Genomic DNA, 19511 nt, shown 5'->3' on the forward strand with positions numbered 1-19511 from the left:
GGTTACCTCTGCCTGTAAGGTGACCAGGCGGGCTCCCGGACGTCACCATCGGCCAAAACCAAACGCTGTCTCACGCGGCCATCCGCCGACACGGCGTACAGCACGCCACGGGAACCTTCCTTGGTGGCGTACAGCAGCATGCTGGCGTTGGGGGCAAAGCTAGGCGACTCGTCGAGGTTGCCCGGCGACAGCGTCTGCCAGCGCCCCGCCCCGCCAAAGCTGCGGTCAAGAACGGCAATACGATAAACGTTTCCATTGCCCTGCGCCATAGCTATCTTCTTGCCGTCAAAGGAAATACTGGCCTTTGCGTTGGAATCGCCCTGGAAGCTCAGGCGGGTCGCCTCGCCCCCGGCGGCCGGCACCTGGTAGAGCTGGGGCTTGCCGGCCCGGTCGGAGGTGAAGACCAGGGTCTGGCCGTCGGCGCTCCAGACCGCCTCGGTGTCGATGCCCCAGTGGCGGGTGATCTGGGTCAGCTGCTTGCTGGCCAGGTCCATCACGTAGATCTCGGGGTTGCCCGACTTGGACAGGGTCAGGGCCAGCCGGCGGCCGTCCGGCGAGAAGGCCGGGGCGCCATTGATGCCCCGGAAACTGGCCACGACCTCGCGGGCGCCGGTGGCGATTTCCTGGATGTAGATGGTCGAGTTGCCGCGCTCGAAGCTGACGTAGGCCAGCTTGCGGCCGTCCGGACTCCAGGCCGGCGACAGCAGCGGCTCGGGCGAGCGCACCACGGTCTGCGGGTTGAAGCCGTCGGAGTCGGCGATCATCAGGGTGTACTGGATGTTGCCGCCGACGCCGTTGGCGGTCACGTAGGCGATGCGGGTCCAGAAGGCGCCGCGCACGCCGAGGATCTTCTCGTAGATCTGGTCGGCGATCTGGTGCGCCACGTCGCGCATGCCGCGGGCGCGGCCGCCGACCGCCAGGCCCAGCAGGCGCTCCTGCTTGGCCACGTCCCACAGCTCGTACTCGACGCGGTAACCGCCGTCCGGGTTGTCGAGCACGCGGCCGACCACCACGAAGTCCTGGCGCAGCACGCGCCAGGTGGGGAACTTGATCTCGCTGCCGCGGATGGGCTTCTCGATCACATCCTGCTCGGCCAGGGCGCGGAACTGGCCCGAGCGGTTGAGGTCGGCGCGGATGACCGCGGCGATGTCGGTGTCGGGTGCCACCGAGGTGCCCAGGTAGGGCATGGGCACCACGGCGATGGGCAGGGCGCCCTCGGTGCCGGTCACCACGCCGATGTCCAAGGCCTGCTGGGCGCGGGCCTGGCCGAAGGGGAGCAACAGCGCGAGCGCCAGGAAGGTAAGGATACGACTCATCGGCAGGCCTCTTCGGGGTAGCAGAACGTCAGCTGGACTTTGCGGCGGAACACGGACTTGAACTCTTCGTAGGGCATCGGCGTGCGGCGCAGCGCGCGCTCGACCGATTCGCGGCCCTGGGCGTCGAACGGGCAGGCAAGGAACGCAACATCAATAACCTCCCCGCCCGGGATTTGCGTGAACTCAACCTGACAGCGGGTGCGCTCGGGCGCCAGCACGCGGTTCCAGTTGTTCTGGGCGGTCTGCAGCATGGCCAGGGCGTAGCGGGCGGCCAGGTCGGTGTCCGTGCCGTTGTTGCCGCCGGAAACCTGGGCCGGGGCCTGCGTCGGCTGGGCCGCCGGGGCCGGGGTGGCCTGGCGGTCGGCCAGCTGGCGCAGGCGCGCTTCCTCCAGCTTGGCGCGGCGCTCGGCGGCTTCGCGTTCGGCGCGCAGGGCCTCGAGCTCCTGGCGGCGCAGGCGCTGGCGCTCCTCGACCTCTTCCTGGCGCTTGCGCTCGGTCAGGTCGATCTGTTCCTGGCGCTTGCGGGCTTCCTGCTCCTCGCGCTCGCGGGCCTGCTCCTGCTCGAGCGCCAGCCGGGCGGCGGCCTCGAGCTCGCGGGTGTCGGGCTTGGGGATCGGTGCCTGCGGGGCCGGCTGGGCCTCGCGCGGGGCGTCCTGCGGGCGCGGGGCCGGCATCGGCTGCGGCGGCGGCGCGGCCTCGATTTCGGCGCGGCGGGCCGGCTGCGGCGCGGCCTCGGCGGTCTGCTCGGCGGCGGCGATGTCGGAGGCCGACACCACCAGCATCGCATCGAGCACCGGGCCGGCCACGGAGATCTGCTTGGGCGGGGGCTGCAGCCAGCCGGCGACCAACAGCAACAGCGCGATGCCCAGGTGCAGGGCCAGCGCCATCAGCACCGGCCCGCCCAGGTCCTCCTCCGCTCCGTGCTGGCGGATGGCCTCAGCGTGCATTGGCGGGCGGCTGCCCCATCAGGCCCACGCGCGGCACGCCGGACTGCTGCAGCAGCACCATCGTGTCGAACACCAGGGCGTACTCGGCGTCGCGGGCGCCGGCGACGAACACCGGCACGTCGGGGTTCTGGCGCACGAAGGCGGCCACCTTGGCCTGCAGCGTGGCCGCGTCCACCGGCTCGGCGTCGGCGGACTCGAGCTTGAGCTTGTAGGCGCCGCTGGCGTCGACGGTGACGACCACCGGGTCCTTCTTCTGCTCGATCTGCTTGGCGCGCGCCTGCGGCAGCTCGACGTCCACGCCCAGGCTGAGCAGCGGCGCGGTGACCATGAAGATGATCAGCAGCACCAGCATGACGTCGATGTACGGGACGACGTTGATGTCGGCCTTGAGCTTGCGCTTGTGGCGGCGGGTGATGGTGGCGGACATGGCGTCTGCTCTCAACGTCGGGTCGGGGGGAACGGGGTTGGCCCGCTCACTCCTCGACGTGGGACTGGCGCTGCAGGATCGAGGAGAACTCCTCGGCGAAGGTTTCGTAGCGCACGCTCAGCCGCTCGACCCGGGTGGCGAAGCGGTTGTAGGCCCACACCGCCGGGATGGCCACGAACAGGCCGATGGCGGTGGCGAACAGCGCCTCGGAGATGCCCGGGGCGACGGCGGCGATGCTGGCGCTTTCCGTGGTGGACAGGCCGTGCATGGTCACCATGATGCCGAACACGGTGCCCACCAGGCCCACGTAGGGCGCGGTGGAGCCGATGTTGGCCAGCAGCTCGAGGTTGTGCTCGAGGCGGTCGACCTCGCGGGCGTAGGTGGCGCGCATGGCGCGCTGGGCGCCCTCGAGCTGGGTGCGGCCGTCCACGCCCTTCTTCTGGCGCAGGCGGGCGTACTCTCGGAAGCCGGCCTCGAAGATGGCCTCCAGGCCCGAGACCACGCGATTGCGGTCGGTGGCGGCGCGGTAGAGCTGGGTCAGGTCGGCGCCGGACCAGAAGCGGTCCTCGAACTCGTCGGCCTCCTGATTGGCCTGCGAGAACACGCGGTTCTTGCGGAAGATGATCACCCAGCTCAGCAGCGAGCCGGCCAGCATGAGCAGGACGATCAGCTGCACCGGCAGGCTGGCGTGCAGCATCAGCTGCAGGTAGTTGAGCTCCCCGCCGCTGGCGGCGGCCTCGACGGCGGCCACGGCCGTTTCCGGCGGCAGCTCGGTCACCGGGGCGGCGGCGAGGATCAGGGCAAGGGCGGAAGGCATCAGGGGGACTCCGGTGAAGTGTGGTCCGCGAACAGCCACCCGGGCAGCGCTCGCGGTTTGAAGCTCGAGGCGACCAGGCAGGCGGCGCGAACCTTCGCGTCCACCAGCACCTCGTCGCCCCGCGTGATTTGCTGCGCGAACTGCAGGCTGGCGCGCCTGCGTTCGAGCAGGGTGACGCTGGCCTGCAGTTCATCGTCCAGCCGCGCCGGCCGGTGGAACTCCAGGGCCATGCCGCGAACCACCAGGACGATGTCGTCGCGCTCCCGCAGTTCCTGCTGCCCGGCCCCGAGGGCGCGGAGCCATTCGGTGCGGGCACGTTCCAGGAAGCGCAGGTAGCTGGCGTGGTAGACCACCCCGCCGGCATCGGTATCCTCCCAATAGACCCTTATCGGGAAGCTGAACGCGGGCTTCATGGCTGCTCGAACAGATCGTCGGGCGCCGGGGTCCTGCGGGGGGCCTTGAGCCCCAGGTGGGTGTAGGCCTTGTGCGTGGCCATGCGGCCGCGGGCCGAACGCACGAGGTAGCCCTGCTGGATCAGGTAGGGCTCGATGACGTCCTCGAGGGTGCCGCGCTCCTCGCTCAGGGCCGCCGCCAGCGACTCGACGCCGACCGGGCCGCCCTCGAAGTTCTCGATGATCATCTGCAGCATGCGCCGGTCGAGCTGGTCGAAGCCCTCGGCGTCGACCTTGAGCATGGCCATGGCCTGGTCGGCCACCTCGCGGGTGATGACGCCGCCGGCGCGCACCTGGGCGAAGTCGCGCACGCGGCGCAGCAGGCGGTTGGCGATGCGCGGCGTGCCGCGCGAGCGACGGGCGATTTCGCCGGCGCCCTCCGGCGCGCATTCGATGCCCAGGATCTCGGCGCTGCGGCGCACGATGCGGGTAAGCTCCTCGGGCGAATAGAACTCCAGGCGCTGGACGATGCCGAAGCGGTCGCGCAGCGGCGCGGTCAGCAAGCCGGCGCGGGTGGTGGCGCCGATGAGCGTGAAGGGCGGCAGGTCGAGCTTGATCGAGCGGGCCGCGGGGCCCTCGCCGATCATGATGTCGATCTGGAAGTCTTCCATCGCCGGGTACAGGACTTCCTCGACCACGGGCGAGAGGCGGTGGATCTCGTCGACGAACAGCACGTCGTGCGGCTGCAGGTTGGTGAGCAGCGCGGCCAGGTCGCCGGCGCGTTCGATCACCGGGCCCGAGGTCTGGCGCAGGTTCACGCCCAGCTCGTTGGCGATGACGTGGCTGAGCGTGGTCTTGCCCAGGCCGGGCGGGCCGAAGATGAGCACGTGGTCCATGGCCTCGGCGCGGCCCTTGGCCGCTTCGATGGCGATCTTGAGCTGCTCGCGGACCGGCTGCTGGCCCAGGTAGTCGTCCAGCCGCTTGGGCCGGATGCTGGCCTCGGCCAGGTCGTCTTCGCGGGTGGCGCCAGGGGCGATGACGCGGGTGTCTTCCATGCCCGCGATTATGGCAGGGTTCGGTCAGCCCTTGAGGACCGAGCGCAGGGCCTTGCGGATGATGTCCTCGGCGCTGTCGCCGGGGGCGGCCTGCCTGAGCATCTTCTGGACTTCGGCGGGCTTGTAGCCCAGTTGCTGCAGGGCCACCGAGGCCTCGGCGGCCGGGTCGGCGGGCACGCCGGCGCCCGGGCCGGCCAGCACGGCGGCGCCGCCGGCGAAATCGGCGGCACGGTCGCGCAGTTCCACCACCATGCGCTCGGCGGTCTTCTTGCCGATGCCGGGGATGCGGCACAGCGCGGTCACGTCGCCCGACTGCACCAGGCGCGCGAACTCGTCCACGCTGGCGCCCGAGAGCACCGCCAGGGCGATCTTGGCGCCCACGCCGGTCACCTTCTGCACCTCGCGGAACAGCCGGCGCTCGGCCTCGGTGAGGAAGCCGTACAGCGCCACGCCGTCTTCCTTCACCGCGTAGTGCGTGCTCAGCACCACCTCGCGGCCCACCTCGGGCAGGTCGTAGAAGGTGCTCATCGGGGCCGAGAGCTCGTAGCCGACGCCGCCCACGTCCACCATCAGCTGCGGCGGCGACTTGTAGACCAGGATTCCCTTCAGGCGGCCGATCATCGGCGTCTCCTCAGCAAGGCGGTGGCCAGGCCGGTGCGGCCGGCGGTGGCGCTCATGTGCGCGTGGGTCAGGGCCACGGCCAGCGCATCGGCGGCGTCGGCCTGCAGCTTCTGCTCGCCCAGGTTCAGCAGCAGGCGCACCATGTGCTGCACCTGGGCCTTGTCGGCGGCGCCGCCGCCGACCAGCGACTGCTTGATCAGGCGCGGCGCGTATTCATGCACCTGCAGTCCGTGCCGCACCACGGTGGCGATGGCGGCGCCGCGGGCGTGCCCGAGCTTGAGCGCCGAGGTGGCGGACTTGTCCATGAACACCGACTCGATCGCCACCACCGACGGCTTCCACTCCGACAGCACGTCCTCGAGGTCGAACACCAGCTTGCCCAGCCGCGCCGGGAAGTCGTCGGTGTCCTGCAGCAGGTTGATCGCCTGGCAATGCACGTAGCGGCATTTGCCGGCCGCGTCCACGTCCACCAGGCCGATGCCGGTGCGCTGCGAGCCGGGGTCGATGCCGAGGATGCGGGTCACGCGTAGGCCGCGTCGCCCAGGTCGGCGTTGTGGTAGACGTCCTGCACGTCGTCGAGGTCCTCGAGCATGTCGAGCATCTTGCGCACCTGCAGCGCCGTGTCACCCTCGACCCGGATGTCGTTGTCGGCGCGCATGGTCACCTCGGCCTGGATCGGCTGGTGGCCGGCCGCGACCATCGCCGCCTTGACCGCCTCGAAGGCCTCGGGCGAGGTCAGCACCTCGATGACGCCGTCCTCGGGATAACTGGCCACGTCGTCGGCGCCGGCCTCGATGGCCGCCTCGGTGAGCGCGTCCTCGCTGCTGCCCGGGCCGAAGCTGAGCACGCCGAGCTTGCGGAACATGAAGGCCACCGAGCCGTCGGTGCCCAGGTTGCCGCCGCACTTGTTGAAGGCGTGGCGCACGTCGGCCACGGTGCGCACCTTGTTGTCGGTGAGGCATTCGACGATGACGGCGACGCCGCCGGGCGCGTAGCCCTCGTAGCGGATTTCCTCGTAGCTCACGCCCTCGAGCTCGCCGGTGGCCTTCTTGATGGCGCGCTCGATCACGTCGCGCGACATGTTCACCGCCAGGCCCTTGTCCACCGCCAGGCGCAGGCGCGGGTTGGCCTTGGGGTCGCCGCCGCCGAGCCGCGCCGCGGTGGAAATCTCGCGGATGATCTTGGTGAAGACCTTGCCGCGCTTGGCATCCTGGGCGTTCTTGCGCCCTTCGATGGCCATCAATCTGCCCATGGGGAACCCGTCATCGTGCGTTTGTCGAAGCGATGATTATACGGGGCGCCGGTGCCCCGCCCGCTCAGGCCGGGAAGCGGCCGTCGCGCAGGAAGCCGGCGGCCAGGTCGGCGGTGCGGCGGTCGAGCAGCAGGCCGGTGTGGCTGGCCGGCACCACGCGGTGGTCGGCCAGGCCCGGCAGACGGGTTTCCCACACTGCCACGGTGCCGTCGTTGAGGCCGTCGAAGCCGCCGAACAGCCGGCCCAGGCCGACGCCGTGGCTGCCGGCGATCACGCCCACCTCGCGCCCCGGCGGCAGCGCGTGCAGCCCGGCCTTGAGCAGCGTGGCGCTGCGGCCGAGCCAGAAGCCCAGGTGGCGCTGCGCCAGCCCGCGCGCCGCGCCCGACCCGGCCAGCGGCGAACCCAGGCACAGCACCCGGCCCGGCGGCAGGCCGGCGTAACTCGCCACCGTTTCCAGGGCCACCAGGCCCCCCAAGCTGTGCCCGACCAGGTGCACCGGGCCGTCGCCGCTCGCCATCAGCCGCGCCGCGAGGCGGTCGACGCTGGGCGCGGGGCCGTGCCAGAGGCTGGCGTAGTCGAAGACTTCGGCCCGGTAGCCGAATCCGCGCAGGCGCCGGGCCAGCGGCCACAGCGTCAGGCCGCGCATCCACACACCGTGCAGCAGGATGACGCGGGGACCGGAGGGCGTGGGCATGCGCCTCAGTCTAGGCCAGCGCGGGCCCGCGCCGCAGGGTGAATTCGCGGTCGATGACCCGGCCCACCGGGAAAGTGTGCTCGCCCACCTGCACGTAGCCTCGACGGGCGTAGACGCGCTGGGCGCCGTGGTTGCCCGACCACACGCCAATCCAGATCGCCGGCGCGCCGCCCGCGAGCAGCCACTGCTCGGCAAGGTCCATCAGCCGGCCGCCCCAGCCGCCGGACTGGTGCGAGGCCAGCACGTACATGCGCTTGACCTCGCCGTCGGCCGGCGCCACCGCCGGGTTGGGCAGGCCGCAGGGGCCGGCGTGGACGTAGCCCACGGCCGCACCGTCGTCCTCGAGCAGCCACACGGCTTCGTCGGGCGATCCAAGCACCTCGCGCTGGCGTTCGACGGTGTAGGCCCCGCGCAGGAAGGCCTCGAGGTCTTCCGGCGGATACAGGTGGCCGAAGGCCTCCACGAAGCTGGCCTCGGCCAGCGCCGCCAGCGCCCCGGCATCCGCCGGCGTGGCTCGACGGATGCGCGGCGCCATGGCTCAGGCCTTGTCGGGCCTGGGGCGCACCGAGACGTGCACCTCGGCCAGCTGCGCGTCCGGCACCGGCGAGGGCGCACCGGTCATCGGGCACTGGGCCGTGGTGGTCTTGGGGAAGGCGATGACGTCGCGGATGGACTCGGTGCCGGCCATCAGCGCCGCGATGCGGTCGATGCCGAAGGCGATGCCGCCATGCGGCGGCGCGCCGTAGCGCAGCGCGTCGAGCAGGAAGCCGAACTTGGCCTCGGCCTCCTCGGCGCCGATGCCCAGTAGTTCGAACACCGCGCTCTGCATGTCGGGGCGATGGATGCGGATGGAGCCACCGCCGATCTCGTTGCCGTTGAGCACCATGTCGTAACCGCGCGAGACGGCGATGCGGGCGTTGGCCTTGAGGTCGGCGATGTCGTCCACGGCCGGCGCGGTGAACGGGTGGTGCAGCGCGACGTAGCGCTGCTCTTCCTCGTCCCACTCGAACATCGGGAAGTCGGTGACCCACAGCGGCTTCCAGCCATCGGCCACCAGGTGGAAGTCCTTGCCGGCCTTCAGGCGCACGGCGCCCATGAAGTCGCTGACCTTGTTCCAGGCGCCGGCGCCGAAGAACACCATGTCGCCCTTGCCGGCGCCGACGTGGGCCAGCAGCGCCGCGAAGGCGTCTTCGGAAAAGAACTTCGACACCGGCGAATTGACCACGCCGGCCTCGTCGATCTTGGCGTAGGCCAGGCCCTTGGCGCCGAACTTGGCCGCGTGGGCGGCGTACTCGTCGATCTGCTTGCGCGAGAGCGAGGCGCCGCCCGGGATGCGCAGCGCGGCGACGCGGCCGAAGGCGTCGTTGGCGGCGTCGGCGAACACCTTGAATTCGCAGCCCTTCACCAGTTCGGCGACGTCCACCAGCTCGAGCGGGTTGCGCAGGTCGGGCTTGTCCGAACCGTAGCGGCGCATGGCCTCTTCGTAGGTCATGCGCGGGAACGGATCGGCCAGTTCGACGCCGATCACTTCCTTGAACACCTCGCGGATCATGCCCTCGACGGCGTCCTGCACGTCTCGCTCGCGCACCCAGGCGAACTCCATGTCGAGCTGGGTGAACTCGAGCTGGCGGTCGGCGCGCAGGGCCTCGTCGCGGAAGCAGCGGGCGATCTGGTAGTAGCGGTCGAAGCCGGCCACCATCAGGATCTGCTTGAACAGCTGCGGCGACTGCGGCAGCGCGTAGAACTCGCCCGGATGCATGCGCGCCGGGACCAGGAAGTCGCGCGCGCCCTCGGGCGTGGCCTTGGTGAGGATGGGCGTCTCGATGTCCTGGAAGCCGCGCGCGTCCAGCCAGCGGCGCAGCGCCTGCACGAGCTTGATGCGCGTGCGCATCATCTTCTGCATCTCGGGGCGGCGCAGGTCGAGGTAGCGGTACTTGAGGCGGATGTCCTCGCCGGCGTTCTCGTGCGCGTGGAAGGGCAGCGGCTCGGCCTTGTTGAGCACCTCGATGGCCGTGGCCACCACTTCCACCTGGCCGGTGCGGATGCGCTCGTTCACCGAATGGCGCTTGCGCACCACGCCGGTGATGCGCAGGCAGTCCTCGTAGCCGACCGCGGCGGCGGCCTTGACCACGGCGGCATTGCCTTCGGCGTCGGACGGCTCGGCCACCACCTGGACGATGCCCTCGTGGTCGCGCAGGTCGATGAAGCACACGCCGCCCAGGTCGCGGGCGACGTCGGCCCAGCCGCAAAGGGTGACGGTCTGGCCAATCATGGACTGGTCCACGAGGCCGCAGAAATGGCTGCGCATGGGGGCTCCGGAATTCGCGAAAAAGCCCGTAATGGTAGGGCTTGGCGGGCATGGCCAGCAAATCGGCGCCGGCCGGGGCGGCTTCACCCCGGCGGCCGCGCCCGGGCATATAGTCGGCGCACCGGACCCAAGCCCCGGAGGGGAGCCATGCATCGACTAGTGCTGATGTTCTGCCTTGCGGCAGCCGCCGCCTTCACCCTGCCCGCCGCGCCCGCCCAGGCGCAGGCGGGCGCCCGCGCCTACGCCCCGGAGGACCTGCGCCAGCTGCGCGTGTCCGAGCGGATCCGGGTGCTGGAGAAGGAGTACGCCGAGCAGTCCGGTGGCCGCCGCCTGCCCGACGACCAGCTCGAGTTCTACCTCGACCAGATCGAGTCGGGCTGGACCTTCAGCCGCATCAAGGCCGACATGGCCCGCTCGCTGGGCCACGGCCAGGGCGGCAACCGCCCGCCGGGCGGCGGCTGGGGGCGCCCGCCGGACTGGCAGCAGAGTTCGGTCATCTGCTCGAGCATCAAGGACCGCTACGCCGAGTGCAGCAAGCCCTTCCGCGGCCAGGCGCGGCTGGTCGAAAACATCTCCAAGACCCGCTGCATCGAGAACCAGAACTGGGGCAACCGCCGCGGCGTGATCTGGGTGAACAAGGGCTGCCGAGGCCGCTTCGCCGAGGACCAGCGCTGGGGCAACCCGAGCGGCTACACGGTCACCTGTTCGAGCATCGGCGACCGCTACACCACCTGCGCCTGGAACGCCCGCGAGGGCCGGCCGCAGCTGATCGAGCGCCTCTCGAAGTCCTCGTGCAGCGAAGGCCGCGACTGGGGCTACCGCACCGGCCAGATCTGGGTCGACAACGGCTGCCGCGCCCGCTTCGGGCGCCGCTGAGCCGGCTCAGGGCGTCTCGTCCCCGCTGCCCCAGGGCGGCGGGGGCGCATCCACCGGCGCCGTGAGGTCGAACTCGACCTGGAAGAGGCGGCCGCCGGGCCGCGAGAGTTCATAGAGGAAACGCTTGCCGGGCTCGATTTCCATGGCCCAGGTGTTGGTGACCGAGGCCGGCAGGCCCTCGCGCTCGAACATCGCGATCGATTCGGCGTCCACCGGGAACTCCTGGCGCAGGGCCGTGCCGGCGCTGGCGGTGTCGCCGCCGTACATCGTCACCGGGTCGTCGCTGCCGTCGGCGTGGCGGTGGTCGTGCTTCAGGCGCAGGCCACCGGCGGTGCGGGTGAGCACCCAGGTGCGCGAGCGGTCTTCGCCGACGTGGAAGGGGATGCGGATTTCCGCCGTGCCGCACTCGCGCACGTGCATCACCAGGGCCTGGCCGGCGAAGGCGTTGTTGTCGGGCTGGGCGGGCTCGTCCACCAGCACCCGGCCGGCGAAAGCCTGGCCGCAGTGGCTGTCGATGGCGGCCAGAAAAGCATCGGCCGGGGCAACCTGGTCGGCTCCAGCCGCGGGCTCGGCCACGGTGGCCGGCGCCTCGGGGGCGACCGGAGCCGCAGGTGCGGACGGGGCCTGCGGGGCCGAGCAGGCGGCCAGCAGCAGGGACGAGGCGATCAGGCTCAGGGTGGGTGTCTTCATGGCCCCACCCTAGTCGCGGGCAACCGGCCGGGCAAGGCCCGGCCCCGCCGGACCGGACTCAGCCCGCGCTCTTGGTCTCGGCCGGCTTGGCCGCCGGCGCCGCGGGGGCGTCGGCCTTGGGCTTGTCGCCGCCGCCATCGGCCAGGTTCTTCTTCTTGTCGCCATCCTTCTTGAAGTCGGTCTCGTACCAGCCGCCGCCGGCGAGGCGGAAGCTGGGCGCGGTCACCTGGCGGCGCACCTGCGGCTGGCCGCAGGCGGGGCAGTCGGTGGGGTCGGCGTCGGACAGCTTCTGGAGCCGGTCGAAGGCGTGGCCGCAGGCGGTGCACTCGAAGGCGTAGATGGGCATGGCGGAGTTCCGGGTGGTGCGGTGGGACCGGGCCGACGTGGGGCCGCCCGGCGGGTTGTTCAAGCCTCGGCGATCTCGAGCTGGGCCAGCCACTCGGCTTCGAGCTTGTCCTTCTCGGCGGCCAGTTTTTCCTGGCGCTGGCCGAGCTGGGCGACCTCGATGCCGCCGTCGTTGCCGTAGATGGCCGGGTCGGCGAGCTGGCTCTCGACCTTGGCCAGTTCGGCCGCCAGTTCGGCCACGCGGGCCTCGAGCTGGCGGGCGCGGCGCGCGGCCTGGTCGACCTCGTGCTTGCTGCGCGCCGGGCGGGCCACGGGCTTGGGCGCCGGGGCCGGCGCGACCGGCTTGGGCGCCCGGGGTTCGTTGCCGCGGGCGCGCAGCCAGGCGGCGTACTCGTCGAGGTCGCCGTTGAACTCCTCGACGTGGCCGTCGGCCACGCGCCAGAAGGTCTCGCAGACCAGGCCGATCAGGTGGCGGTCGTGCGAGACCAGCACGATGGCGCCGGGGAAATCGGCCAGGGCCTCGGCAAGGGCCTCGCGCATGTCGAGGTCGAGGTGGTTGGTGGGCTCGTCGAGCAGCAGCACGTTGGGCTCGAGGTAGGCGATCATCGCCAGCGCCAGGCGCGCGCGCTCGCCGCCGGAGAAGCCGTCGACACTCTCGAAGGCGCGGTCGCCGACGAAGTTCCAGCGCCCGAGGTAGTTGCGCAGCGGCTGCTCGCCGGCGTTGGGCGCGAGCTGCTTGAGGTGCCACAGCGGGCTCTGGCCCTCGTGCAGGCTCTCGACGGTGTGCTGGGCGAAATAGCCGATGCGCAGGTCCGGGTGCGCCACGCGCTCGCCGGCCAGCAGCGGCAGCTCGGCCACGAGCGTCTTGACCAGGGTGGACTTGCCGGCGCCGTTGGGGCCGAGCAGGCCGACGCGGTCGCCGGCCTCCAGGCCGAAGCCGACGTCGTGCAGGATCCGCGCGTCGGTGCCGTAACCCGCGTCGACATGGTTGAGGCGGATGAGCGAGTGCGGCAGCCGCGCCGGCTCGGCGAACTGGATGCGGAAGCTTCGCTCGGCGCGCACCGCCTCCGTGCCCTGCAGCTTGGCCAGGCGCTTCATGCGGCTCTGGGCCTGCTTGGCCTTGCTGGCCTTGGCCTTGAAGCGGTCGATGAACTTCTGCAGGTGCTCGCGCTCGGCCTGCTCCTTCTCGTGGGCGATCTGCTGCAGGCGCAGGTGCTCGGCGCGCTGGCGCTCGAAGCTGGTGTAGTCGCCGGTGTAGAGCTTGGCGCGGCCTTCGTGCAGGTGCAGGGTGTGGGTGCTCAGGCCGTCGAGGAACTCGCGGTCGTGCGAGATCATCAGCAGCGTGCCGGGGTACTTGAGCAGCCACTGCTCGAGCCACAGCACGGCGTCGAGGTCGAGGTGGTTGGTGGGCTCGTCGAGCAGCAGCAGGTCGGAGGGCATCATCAGCGCCCGCGCCAGGTTCAGGCGCACGCGCCAGCCGCCGGAGAAATCGGACACCGGCTTGCCGTGGGTCTCGGGCGGGAAGCCCAGGCCGTGCAGCAGTCGGCCGGCGCGGGCGGTGGCGTCGTAGCCGTTGATCTCGGCCAGCTTCTGGTGCGCCTCCGCCACGGCATCCCAGTCCTCGGCGGCGGTGGCCGCGGCCTCGGCCTGCAGCACGGCGTGCACCTCGACGTCGCCCGAGAGCACGAAGTCGATGGCCGGGTCGGGCAGCGAGGGGGTTTCCTGGGCCACCCAGGCGATGCGCACCTTGCCCGGCAGGTCGATGTCGCCCTGGTCGGCCTCGACCTCGCCCAGGATGGCGGCGAACAGGCTCGACTTGCCGCAGCCGTTGCGGCCGATCACGCCCACCCGCCAGCCGGCGTGCAGGGCCAGGTCCACCTGCGAAAGGAGCAGGCGTTCCCCGCGGCGCAGGGCGAAGTTGCGGAAGGCGATCATGACGGGCGTTTCAGGAAAGGTCGGTTAGTCTATCAGCCTGCCCCCCGAGGACCCCGCATGCCCCATGACACCCCGCTGATCGCCCTGCTGGCCGTGGGCCTCGTGCTCGCCTTCGTGTTCGGCACGGTGGCGCAGAGGCTGCGGCTGTCCCCGATCGTGGGTTACCTGGTGGCCGGCATCCTGGTGGGGCCGTTCACGCCGGGCTTCGTGGCCGACATGGAACTGGCCATGGAGCTGTCGGAGATCGGCGTGATCCTGCTGATGTTCGGCGTCGGCCTGCACTTCTCGGTCGAGGACCTGCTCGACGTCAAATCCATCGCCATCCCCGGCGCCATCGTCCAGATCACCGTGGCCACCGTGCTGGGCTGGGGCCTGGCCTGGTTCCTGGGCTGGCCGACGATGCAGGGCATCGTCTTCGGCCTGGCGCTGTCGGTGGCCAGCACCGTGGTGCTGCTGCGGGCGATGGAGGACCGGCGCCTGCTCGACACGCGCCGCGGCAAGATCGCGGTGGGCTGGCTGATCGTCGAGGACCTGGTGATGGTGGTGGCCCTGGTGCTGCTGCCGGCGCTGGCCGAGGCGCTGGGTGGCCGCAGCGAGGGACAGGGCGCGGGCCCGGTGCTGGCCTCGCTGGGCATCACCTTGCTCAAGGTGTCGGCCTTCGTGGCGGTGATGCTGCTCGTGGGCAAGCGCGTGATCCCGTGGATGCTCGAGCGCGTGGCGGGCCTGGGCTCGCGCGAGCTGTTCACGCTGTCGGTGCTGGCGATCGCGCTGGGCGTGGCCTTCGGCTCGGCCAAGCTCTTTGGCGTGTCGTTCGCGCTGGGCGCCTTCTTCGCCGGCATGCTGCTCAGCGGCGACCTGAGCCACAAGGCGGCGAGCGATTCGCTGCCGCTGCGCGACGCCTTCGCGGTGCTGTTCTTCGTGTCGGTGGGCATGCTGTTCGACCCGATGATCGTCGTCGAGCAGCCCCTGCCGGTGCTGGCGACCTTCCTGATCATCGTGCTGGGCAAGTCGGTGGCGGCTTACCTGATCGTGCGCGCCTTCGGGCATCCGAACGAGACGGCGCTGACGATCTCCGCCAGCCTGGCGCAGATCGGCGAGTTCTCCTTCATCCTGGCCGGGCTGGGCGTGTCGCTGGCGATCCTGCCGCCCGAGGGCCGCGACCTGGTGCTGGCCGGTGCGCTGCTGTCGATCATGGCCAACCCGCTGATCTTCGGCTGGCTCGACGCCTGGCAGGCGCGCCGGCTTGCGCGCGCCGAGGCCCAGGGCGAGGCGGTGGCGCAGGAGCCGCCGGCCTGGGTCGGCCCGCCGCTGCCCGAGGGCGAGCACGCCATCCTGGTGGGCTTCGGCCGCGTGGGCAGCGAAATCGCCCGCCTGCTGCGCGAACGCGCCGTGCCGCTGGTGGTGATCGACGACGACATCGACCTGGTGCAGCGCGCCCGCGACGAAGGCTTCGCGGCCATCCGCGGCAACGCCGCCAATGCCCGCGTGCTCGAGGAGGCCGCGCCGGACCGGGCCAGCCTGCTGGTGCTGGCCATCCCGCAGGCGCTGGAAGCCGGCGAAGTCATCGCCCGCCTGCGCGAGCGCCGGCCGGAAATGACCATCCTGGCGCGCGCGCACAGCGACGTCGAAGTGCGGCACCTGCTCAAGAACGGCGCCGACGGCGCGGTGCTGGCCGAGAAGGAGCTGGCCCACTCGATGGCCGAGATGGCCCTCTCCGCCCCACCCTTCCGCCACCGCCCCGCCTGATCAGAACAGTTCGCCCTGGCCGGTGGCGGGGGCGACGGGCGCGGCGGGCGCGTTGTTGCGGCGCTTTCGGTTGGGCTGGCGCGCGCGGCTGCCGTGCTTGACGAAGACGCGGCGGCTTTCCTCGCGCTCGACGTAGGCGCGCTTCCAGGCGGTGAGCTTGGCGCGGGCCTCGCGTGCGGCCTGTTCGTGGTCGCGCACCGGCAGCGGGTAGGTCTCGCCCAGGCGCAGGCCGGCGGCGCGCTGCCGGGCGCCGCCCATCAGCCACGGGGTGTGGATCCAGTCGTCGGGCACGCCCTCGAGCTCGGGCAGCCAGCGGCGGATGAACTCGCCGCGCGGATCCTGGTCCTGGCTCTGCTTGACCGGGTTGTACATGCGCGGGATGTTGATGCCGGTGACGCCCGCCTGCATCTGCACCTGCGGGTAGTGGATGCCCGGCTCGTAGTCGGTGAACCAGCGCGCGAGCTGCTGCGCCGGCCCGGGCCAGTGCAGCCACAGGTGGTAGCTGGCGATCGAAACCAGCATCGCCCGCATGCGGAAGTTGATCCAGCCGTTGGCCTGCAGCGCGCGCAGGCAGGCGTCGACGAAGGGCCAGCCGGTGCGGGCCTGCCGCCAGGCCTCGAACCACTCGCGGTTGAACTGGTCTTCGCGCAGACCGTCGAAGCCGCGGTGGACGTTGCGGAACTCGATCTGCGGCTCGCTTTCGAGCTTCTGGATGAAATGGCAGTGCCAGTGCAGGCGCTTCTCCAGCGAGGCCAGGTCGCGCGCCGGCACCGGGCCGGCCGCCTCGCGAGCCGCGCGCACCGCGTGCACCACCTCGCGCAGCGACAGCGTTCCGGTCGCCAGCGCGACCGAGAAGCGCGAACAGCGGGTTTCCGCCGATAGCGGGCTGCTCATGCCGCGCAGGTAGCCGGTGCCGCGGCCGCCGAGGAAGGTCTGCAGCGCACGTTCGCCGCGGCGTCGGCCGCCGCGCTGGCGACCGGGGCAGGGGTCGTCGGGAATGCCCAGGTCGGTGGAGGTGGGAATGGCGCCCGGCTCGACGCCGGTCAAGGGCGCCAGCGCAGGCGGATCGAGCGACGCCGGCGCCATCCGCGCTTCCCACTGCGTCGCCCAGCGATCGCGGCTGCGCAGTCGGCGCACGACGCCGCCGCTGGGCGTTTCGCGCCATTCGATGCCGTGGCCGCGGGCCCAGGCGGCCACGCGACGGTCGCGGTCGTAAGTCCAGCCGTTGCCGGTTTCCTCGTGCGACCACAGGCCGGCGATGCCGTGGCGCTTTCGAAGCTGCTCCAGCACCTGCACCACGTCGCCCGTGCGCATCACCAGCGGCTGGCCCAGGCGCGCCAGGTCCTCGCGCAACTCACGCAGGCCGTCGGCGATGGCCTCCCACTGCCGGCCGCTGGTATCGGGCAGTCGCCAGTACGCCGGCTCGGCCACGTACAGCGGAAGCACCGACCCGCGCGCCGCCGCTTCGACCAACGGGGCATGGTCGACCACGCGAAGGTCCCGTTTGAACCACACGACCTGCAGAGACATCGACCAAGGGTCGCGGTGCCTCCGTCCGGGCACCGTGAAGGCCGCCCCGGCCGCCTTCACATGGCGCACGGGCATCGCCGGGCCGGGCGCTGGCATCGGCGCGGCCGGCGTGGTAGTTACGAGGTTCAACCCACCTGCAGGAGATTCCGGATGCGCCGCAACCCGCTTTCCCTCGCGCTGCTGGCCGCGCTCGCCACGGCCCCCGTACACGCCCAGTCCACCCCGCAGGAGGAAGGCGCAGAAACGAAGGTGCTCGACTCGATCATCGTCACCGGCACCCGCGTCGCCGACCGGACCGCGGCCGAATCACTGGCGCCCATCGACATCCTGACCGTGGAAGCCCTGACGGCGACCGGTACGCCCGAGCTGGCCACGGCGCTCGCGCGCGCCCTGCCCTCGCTCAATTTCCCGCGCCCGGCGATCAACGACGGTACCGACGCCGTGCGCCCGGCCCAGCTGCGCGGCCTGTCGCCCGACCACGTCCTGGTGCTGGTGAACGGCAAGCGCTACCACAGCGGCTCGCTGGTGAACGTCAACGGCTCCCAGGGCCGCAGCTCCTCGCCGGTCGACCTCAACACCATCCCGATGTCGGCCATCGAGCGCGTGGAAGTGCTGCGCGACGGCGCCTCGGCCCAGTACGGTTCGGATGCCATCGCAGGCGTCATCAACATCGTGCTCAAGGGCAGCCGCTCCGGCGGCAGCCTCAACGCGCGCCATGGCCAGTACAGCGCCGGCGACGGCGCGATCAGCCAGTTCGGCGCCGATGCCGGTTTCGCGATCGGCGAGGACGGGTTCATCCACTTCTCGGCCCAGGTCGGCGACCAGGAGCAAACCAACCGCGCCCGCCCCTTCATCGGCACGCCCTCGCCCACCACGCCGCCGCTGGGCGTGGTGGTCCAGCGCCAGGGTGACCCGGCCGTGGAGTTCGGCTCGTTCACCTACAACGGCGAGGTCGCGTTCAGCGACACCTTCTCGATCTACAGCACCGGCATCTACACCGAGCGCGATTCGCTGTCGAACGGCTTCTTCCGCCCCGCCGGCGACGCCCGCAACATCCCGTCGATCTACCCCAACGGCTTCCTGCCGCAGATCAACAACGTCTCCACCGACAAGCACCTGGGCGTCGGCGTGCGCGGCACGATGGCCAACGGCACCAGCGTGGACGTCAGCTACACCTACGGCAGCAACGAGCTGACCTTCGACATCCTCAACACGCTCAACCGCAGCCTGGGCCCGACCTCGCCAACCGAGTTCTACGCCGGCCTGCTTGGCGTGGAGCAGGACGTCTTCAACGTGGACCTGAGCAACCAGCTCGACTGGGGCATGGCCTATCCGGTGACCCTGTCCTACGGTCTTGAGTGGCGCCAGGACGCCTTCAGGCAAGGCCCCGGCGAGCCGCTCTCCTACGCGCTTGGCACTTTCGCCAACCTGCCTGGCTCGCAGGTGTTCCCGGGCTTCAAGCCCTCGGACGGCGGCAACTTCGACCGCCAGAACGTCTCGCTCTACGCCGGCCTCGAGGGCGACGTGACCGAGCAGCTCTCGCTGGGTGTCGCCGCCCGCTACGAGGACTACAGCGACTTCGGCACCACCTCGAACTGGAAGCTCTCGTCGCGCTACGCGTTCAGCGAGACGGTTGCGCTGCGCGCGACGGTCTCCACCGGCTTCCGCGCGCCGTCGCTGCAGCAGCAGTTCTTCCAGTCCACCGCCACCAACTTCATCGGCGGCGTGCCCTTCGACATCGTCACCTTCCGCGTCACCAACCCGGCCGCGATCGCGCTGGGCGCCGAGCCGCTGCGCCCCGAGGAATCCACCAACATCAGCCTGGGCCTGGTGCTGCAGCCGGCCGACGGGCTGTACGTCACCATCGACGCCTACCAGATCGAGGTGGACGACCGCATCACGCTCTCGGAGAACCTCACCAGCACCGCCGTGCGCAACTTCCTCAATGCCAACGGCTTCCCGGGCGTCGGCGGCGGCCGCTACTTCACCAACGCCATCGACACCACCACCCGCGGCGTCGACGTGGTGGGCACCTATGCCTGGCAGCTCGAGAACAGCCAGCTCGACCTGACCCTGGGCTACAACTACAACAAGACCGAGATCGACCGCATCGCCGCCAATCCGGCCGCGCTCAACGCCATCGACCCGACCGCCCTGCGGTTCGGCCGCGTCGAGCTGGGTCGCTTCGAAGTCGGTTCGCCGCGCGACAAGTTCCAGCTCGGGGGCGTGTACAACGTGGGCAACTGGAGCCTGGCGGCCAATGCCACGCGCTACGGCGAGTTCACGGTGCTGTTCGGCAACAACCCGGCCGACACCTCGCGCGACCAGACCTACGGCGCCGAGTGGACGCTGGACTTGTCGGGCACCTACAAGCTTGGCAGCTGGGCCTTCACCCTCGGCGCCGACAACGTGCTCGACAGCTATCCCGACGAGGTGCTCTTCGCCAACAGCACCAGTGGCCAGCTGCCCTACAGCGGCAGCTCGCCGTTCGGCTTCAACGGCGCCTACCTGTACGCCAACGCCAAGTACAGCTGGTAAAAGCGATCCGGCGCTGCGACTG

At 70.9% G+C, this 19511-nt stretch carries 19 protein-coding genes; 3 read left to right on the top strand and 16 right to left on the bottom strand.

Translation table 11 applies throughout. From position 1 onward, the window contains the following. Positions 1-2: 2 nt before the first annotated feature. From tolB to aspS, 12 genes are all read right to left on the bottom strand, one after another. Entirely contained in the window at positions 3-1316 is a 1314-nt protein-coding gene (tolB, locus tag ABS41_RS07955) for a Tol-Pal system beta propeller repeat protein TolB (protein WP_290592671.1), read from the bottom strand. Beyond that, positions 1313-2263 (bottom strand): protein TolA, encoded by a 951-nt coding sequence (locus ABS41_RS07960; protein WP_290592673.1) that lies wholly within the window; start codon positions 2261-2263, stop codon positions 1313-1315. Before ABS41_RS07960 ends, tolB begins: the two co-directional genes overlap by 4 nt. Beyond that, positions 2253-2690, bottom strand: coding sequence for a protein TolR (gene tolR / locus ABS41_RS07965; protein WP_290592675.1), 438 nt, complete (start codon positions 2688-2690; stop codon positions 2253-2255). The genes ABS41_RS07960 and tolR overlap by 11 nt, the downstream gene beginning before the upstream one ends. A gap of 46 nt (positions 2691-2736) precedes the next feature. Further along, positions 2737-3507 (bottom strand): protein TolQ, encoded by a 771-nt coding sequence (gene tolQ, locus ABS41_RS07970; RefSeq protein WP_290592677.1) that lies wholly within the window; start codon positions 3505-3507, stop codon positions 2737-2739. Continuing rightward, entirely contained in the window at positions 3507-3920 is a 414-nt protein-coding gene (gene ybgC, locus ABS41_RS07975) for a tol-pal system-associated acyl-CoA thioesterase (RefSeq protein WP_290592679.1), read from the bottom strand. Before ybgC ends, tolQ begins: the two co-directional genes overlap by 1 nt. Further along, positions 3917-4954 (bottom strand): Holliday junction branch migration DNA helicase RuvB, encoded by a 1038-nt coding sequence (gene ruvB / locus ABS41_RS07980; protein WP_290592681.1) that lies wholly within the window; start codon positions 4952-4954, stop codon positions 3917-3919. The genes ybgC and ruvB overlap by 4 nt, the downstream gene beginning before the upstream one ends. A 24-nt stretch (positions 4955-4978) precedes the next feature. Continuing rightward, positions 4979-5575, bottom strand: coding sequence for a Holliday junction branch migration protein RuvA (gene ruvA / locus ABS41_RS07985; RefSeq protein ID WP_290592683.1), 597 nt, complete (start codon positions 5573-5575; stop codon positions 4979-4981). Next, entirely contained in the window at positions 5572-6099 is a 528-nt protein-coding gene (gene ruvC / locus ABS41_RS07990) for a crossover junction endodeoxyribonuclease RuvC (RefSeq protein WP_290592685.1), read from the bottom strand. The genes ruvA and ruvC overlap by 4 nt, the downstream gene beginning before the upstream one ends. Next, complete coding sequence (locus ABS41_RS07995) at positions 6096-6827, bottom strand: YebC/PmpR family DNA-binding transcriptional regulator (protein WP_290592687.1); 732 nt, start codon at positions 6825-6827, stop codon at positions 6096-6098. Before ABS41_RS07995 ends, ruvC begins: the two co-directional genes overlap by 4 nt. A 64-nt stretch (positions 6828-6891) precedes the next feature. Then, positions 6892-7521, bottom strand: coding sequence for an alpha/beta hydrolase (locus ABS41_RS08000; protein ID WP_290592689.1), 630 nt, complete (start codon positions 7519-7521; stop codon positions 6892-6894). Between the two features lie 10 nt (positions 7522-7531). Then, on the bottom strand, positions 7532-8056 hold the full coding sequence (locus tag ABS41_RS08005) for a GNAT family N-acetyltransferase (RefSeq protein ID WP_290592691.1): 525 nt from the start codon (positions 8054-8056) through the stop codon (positions 7532-7534). A 3-nt stretch (positions 8057-8059) separates the two neighbouring features. After that, positions 8060-9829 carry an aspartate--tRNA ligase gene (aspS, locus tag ABS41_RS08010; RefSeq protein WP_290592692.1) on the bottom strand — a complete coding sequence of 590 codons (1770 nt, stop codon included), beginning with the start codon at positions 9827-9829 and terminating at the stop codon, positions 8060-8062. 147 nt (positions 9830-9976) lie between these two features. Here aspS and ABS41_RS08015 point away from each other — a divergent pair, with 147 nt between their 5' ends. After that, the gene (locus ABS41_RS08015; protein ID WP_290592695.1) at positions 9977-10705 is read left to right on the top strand and encodes a DUF3011 domain-containing protein; all 729 of its coding nucleotides are present in this window, start codon (positions 9977-9979) and stop codon (positions 10703-10705) included. Between the two features lie 6 nt (positions 10706-10711). On the opposite strand, the gene ABS41_RS08020 is transcribed toward ABS41_RS08015, so the two are convergent. The 3 genes from ABS41_RS08020 to ABS41_RS08030 are packed head-to-tail and all read right to left on the bottom strand — an operon-like array spanning position 10712 to position 13675. Further along, positions 10712-11395 (bottom strand): hypothetical protein, encoded by a 684-nt coding sequence (locus tag ABS41_RS08020; protein ID WP_290592697.1) that lies wholly within the window; start codon positions 11393-11395, stop codon positions 10712-10714. 58 nt (positions 11396-11453) lie between these two features. Beyond that, positions 11454-11741, bottom strand: coding sequence for a zinc ribbon domain-containing protein (locus ABS41_RS08025; protein WP_290592699.1), 288 nt, complete (start codon positions 11739-11741; stop codon positions 11454-11456). 59 nt (positions 11742-11800) lie between these two features. Further along, positions 11801-13675: an ABC-F family ATP-binding cassette domain-containing protein gene (locus ABS41_RS08030; RefSeq protein ID WP_290592701.1), complete on the bottom strand. Its 1875-nt coding sequence runs from the start codon at positions 13673-13675 to the stop codon at positions 11801-11803. Between the two features lie 57 nt (positions 13676-13732). On the opposite strand from ABS41_RS08030, the gene ybaL reads away from it, so the two are divergent. Beyond that, on the top strand, positions 13733-15421 hold the full coding sequence (ybaL, locus tag ABS41_RS08035) for a YbaL family putative K(+) efflux transporter (RefSeq protein WP_290592703.1): 1689 nt from the start codon (positions 13733-13735) through the stop codon (positions 15419-15421). Here the strand turns inward: ybaL and ABS41_RS08040 are convergent, their stop codons facing one another. Then, complete coding sequence (locus ABS41_RS08040) at positions 15422-16951, bottom strand: FAD-binding domain-containing protein (RefSeq protein WP_290592705.1); 1530 nt, start codon at positions 16949-16951, stop codon at positions 15422-15424. It lies immediately after the preceding gene. Between the two features lie 150 nt (positions 16952-17101). On the opposite strand from ABS41_RS08040, the gene ABS41_RS08045 reads away from it, so the two are divergent. Next, entirely contained in the window at positions 17102-19489 is a 2388-nt protein-coding gene (locus ABS41_RS08045; protein ID WP_290592707.1) for a TonB-dependent receptor, read from the top strand. Positions 19490-19511 lie beyond the last annotated feature (22 nt).

This window comes from Arenimonas sp. SCN 70-307 (assembly GCF_001724815.1).
Classification (GTDB): Bacteria; Pseudomonadota; Gammaproteobacteria; order Xanthomonadales; family Xanthomonadaceae; genus Arenimonas.